Origin of the sequence: Protofrankia sp. CiT1 (assembly GCF_917627335.1) — a bacterium.
Classification (GTDB): Bacteria; Actinomycetota; Actinomycetes; order Frankiales; family Frankiaceae; genus Protofrankia.
Genome location: NZ_CAKJTP010000266.1, coordinates 1 through 3,248, shown reverse-complemented (window position 1 = coordinate 3,248; position 3,248 = coordinate 1). Strand labels below are relative to the sequence as shown.

Below are 3,248 nucleotides of genomic sequence, written 5' to 3'. Positions count from 1 at the left end.
CGACTGCGGCGTCGAGGTCGGCCAGCTCACCCATCCGCTCAAACCGGATGCACAGGGCGCTGCCGAGGTTGGACAGATACATGGCGCGGTCGGGGTGGTCAGCGGGGGTGGCCGCCGCGGCGTCCCGGGCGGCGGTGACGGCGTCGTCGAGGTCGGCTTGGACGCCGCTCCGCTCGAACCGGCTGCGCAGGGCTGCGCCGGGGTTGGATAGGGGCCCAGGGGACGAGCACACGGCGATGCCCGATGGCTGCTCGGCGGGCGGGAACCCCGCGCCGGAAAGGGGTTCGATGGTCCCGTTCTTCGTCGGTGGTGGGGTGGGCTGGGGAGGCGGGGTGGCGGCGTTGTGGCCATAGGCGTCCTCCAGGGCATTGATGCGCTGGCGGATCGCGTCGATGTCGGCGGCCAGCTCCTCCCGGAAGTCCTGCAGAGACGCCATGATCTCCTGCTCCGCCGGTGCCCGCCCCGCGGAGGGGTCAGCCCGCCGGGCCGCGGCGGGGATCTCCTCCACCGTCTCCACGACCTCCACGACCTGCAGGACGCGGACCTCTCCCTCGACGACGTAGGACGGCGCCAGCACCACCGCCACGTAGATACCCGCGGAATCCTGGTAGTCGTAGCGCCGTTGGGAGGCTTCGTCCAGGGGAATCCCTAGCTGTGCTCTGAAGCGCCATTCATGCGCGTGCCCGGTGTCCCGCGCCTCCTGGCGCACCCAGGACGCCTGCTCGTAGGCCTGCGCCAGGCTGCCGTGGTTCGGCAGGCCCTTGTCATGGAGCCAGCGGCAGACGGCCGGGAAATCCCACTCCTCGTGGCCAGGTTCGAACAGCGCCCGGGTGAGGATGCAGAGGGCGGTGGTCTCGGGAAGACCGTCGTGCGCGACGGCACCCGCGATGCCGACGAGTGTCTGGTCGACCAGATGCCGATAACGACGGATGATGTCGTCGTGCCGCAGATAGCTGGCGTCCTTGAGCTCGCCCGTCGAGCGTCTTTCGCTGGTCCGCTGCTGGCTGAGCGCGTCGAGCCGGCTGACCGCCTGGACCAGGCGGTCATCAAGATGCTCGATGTCCTGCCGGAGAGCCGCGACGGCCTGTCCCAGACCGCCCACGTTCTGCTGGATGTGCTGAACGACGGGACTGCAGTCCAGCAGGCGCAGGGCTACGTCGTACAGATCCGACATGAGATCCGTGGGCATCCCGATCCCCGGTGACCTGTACCGCTCATGGCCGTCCGCTGGTGGCCGTTCCGGACTCATGGCTGATCCTCTCGCGGTCTTGTCAGTAGTTCACGTCGAAGCGCAGGTTCACGGTCTGCCGCTGATTCCGGTCGTTCGCCGCGGCATGGGCGCGGATCTCGGTCTCGCCGAACCGGAACACCACGTCCCCCCGGCGTTGCTCGAAGGGTAGTTTCATCGCGTCGCCGAGGCCGAGGGTGAGGGTGCCGATCGGCTCGCACCCGGGCTCGTCGGTGTAGCGGGGCTCGCGGGCGAGGGTCCGGTAGAAGGTGAACGTCACGCTGTCCTGGTCGCGCCGCAGCGGCGCGAACCCCTTCTGGAGCTCGGCGTCGACCTTCACCGCGTCGCCGTTGCGGACGAAGACGGTGAACCGGCGCTCGCAGAGAACGGCGCCGTGGTCGTTCACAATGGTGCTGCGCCCCTCGTCCTTCACCGAATCAAAGGCGATCGCCTGCGCGAAACCGTAGGTGTACCTCGTCCGGCGCAGGTAGATGGCGTCGGGGTCGTAGCTGTAGTGCACGCGCCGGCGAGCACGGCGGCCGCCGGCTGGGGCGGCACCACGAGCCGGCCCTTGTCGCCGAACGCCTGCCGGAGCCGGGCCTGCAGGTAGGTCGACTCCGACAGACCGCCGACGAGCAGCACCTGCTCCGGCCCCGCCGCGGGGCCGTCCGCGGCCATCGCGGCCAGCTGATCCTGCGTCAGCTCGATGATGTGCCCGAGCACGGTGTCCAGCACGTCCCGCGTCTCGTCGACGGCGACGACGATTTTGTTGCGGTTGCCGGACAGGGCGCGCAGACGCTCGACGACCTCGTCAGTGAGGACGTCGCGGATGTCCCCGGGCACGGGCAGCGAAACCGGGGGCGAGTCGATGACCACCTGCCTGGTCAGCGGGTCGAGATGTGCCTGCAGGCCCAACTTGGCCTCCTCCCAGCGGTCGAGCAGCTCTAGGAGGGCGTGCGGGCAGTCCCGCTGGATCTGCTCGAGCGCCGCGGGACCGCCGAACCGATCCTCCAACACCCGGTGGACGAACTCGTCGTCCACGTACTCGGAGCCGAACTTGCCGCCCGTCGCCCGGTCGAGCTGGCTGAGGCGAGGCTGACCGGTCGGGTCCCGGTCGACACGGTAGGCGACCAGGTCGACGGTTCCGCCGCCGCAGTCGAGCACCAGAAACCGGCCGCCGTCGCGCAGCAGGTCGTGGCGGGCGTGGGCCTCGTCGAGCCGGGCTAGGTGGATGCGGCAGTACAGCGCGGCGACCTCCGGCTCGATGGCGAGCAGCAGCCGGGCCGGGTCGGCGGGCAGGCCCGCCTGCACGGCGGCGTCCCGCATGAGCTGCTTCTCCTGCTCGTCCCAGATCACGGGCACCGTCAGGCACCACCGGATCTGGTCCTCGCCGTAGCCGCTCCGGTCGATGTCGGCGAGGGCCAGCTCGTAGGTCCGCCGCAGGGACGCGACCACGAGCGGGAACGCCTTCGCCGGCGAGTCGATGGACCGCGCGCCGACCCCGAGCGGCTTCGTGCCGTGCGCACCGTCGACCTTCAGCGCCATCTTCAGCGCCTCGACGTAGGTGTAGCCACCGTGGTCGCTGGTCTCGGACCTCTTGGTCCAGGCCCGGCGGGCCTGATGGCCGAAGCTCTCCACACTGCCGTCCGGCGCCACCAGGAGCGCGGAGAGATCCTTGGGATAGGACCCCGGCGCGTCCGGCCAGCGCAGGCGCAGCTGCACACTGCGCTCCGCCGCCGCCGGCCCGTCTTTGATGATCTCGGTCCAGGCGTATCCGGTGCCGTGCGTGCCGAAATCGATGGCCGCAACCACGCTTACCACGACGATTCTTCCCCCGCTTCACAACTCTGGCCTGTCATGACTCCGGCCCCGGCGCAACCCCGGCCGGTCAGTACACAGCCGACCGCAGCACACCGGCCCATTCCGCGGCTGGCGGTCGCAGCCGCGGCTGATCATAGCCATCCGCAAAACAACGGCGGATCAGATCCCGGATCTCGGTCGGCAGCACGCCGGGCGACGG

Annotated in this window: 2 protein-coding genes and 1 pseudogene; all 3 read right to left on the bottom strand. The window is 70.1% G+C overall.

What is annotated here, in order from left to right; all coding sequences use genetic code 11:
- Positions 1 to 1,189: pseudogene (locus tag MJ785_RS21235) on the bottom strand (hypothetical protein); the annotation flags it as partial.
- 82 nt (positions 1,190 to 1,271) lie between these two features.
- Complete coding sequence (locus MJ785_RS21230; RefSeq protein ID WP_239382586.1) at positions 1,272 to 1,748, bottom strand: hypothetical protein; 477 nt, start codon at positions 1,746 to 1,748, stop codon at positions 1,272 to 1,274.
- The gene (locus tag MJ785_RS21225; RefSeq protein ID WP_239382584.1) at positions 1,658 to 3,049 is read right to left on the bottom strand and encodes an Hsp70 family protein; all 1,392 of its coding nucleotides are present in this window, start codon (positions 3,047 to 3,049) and stop codon (positions 1,658 to 1,660) included. Before MJ785_RS21225 ends, MJ785_RS21230 begins: the two co-directional genes overlap by 91 nt.
- Between the last annotated feature and the right edge of the window lie 199 nt (positions 3,050 to 3,248).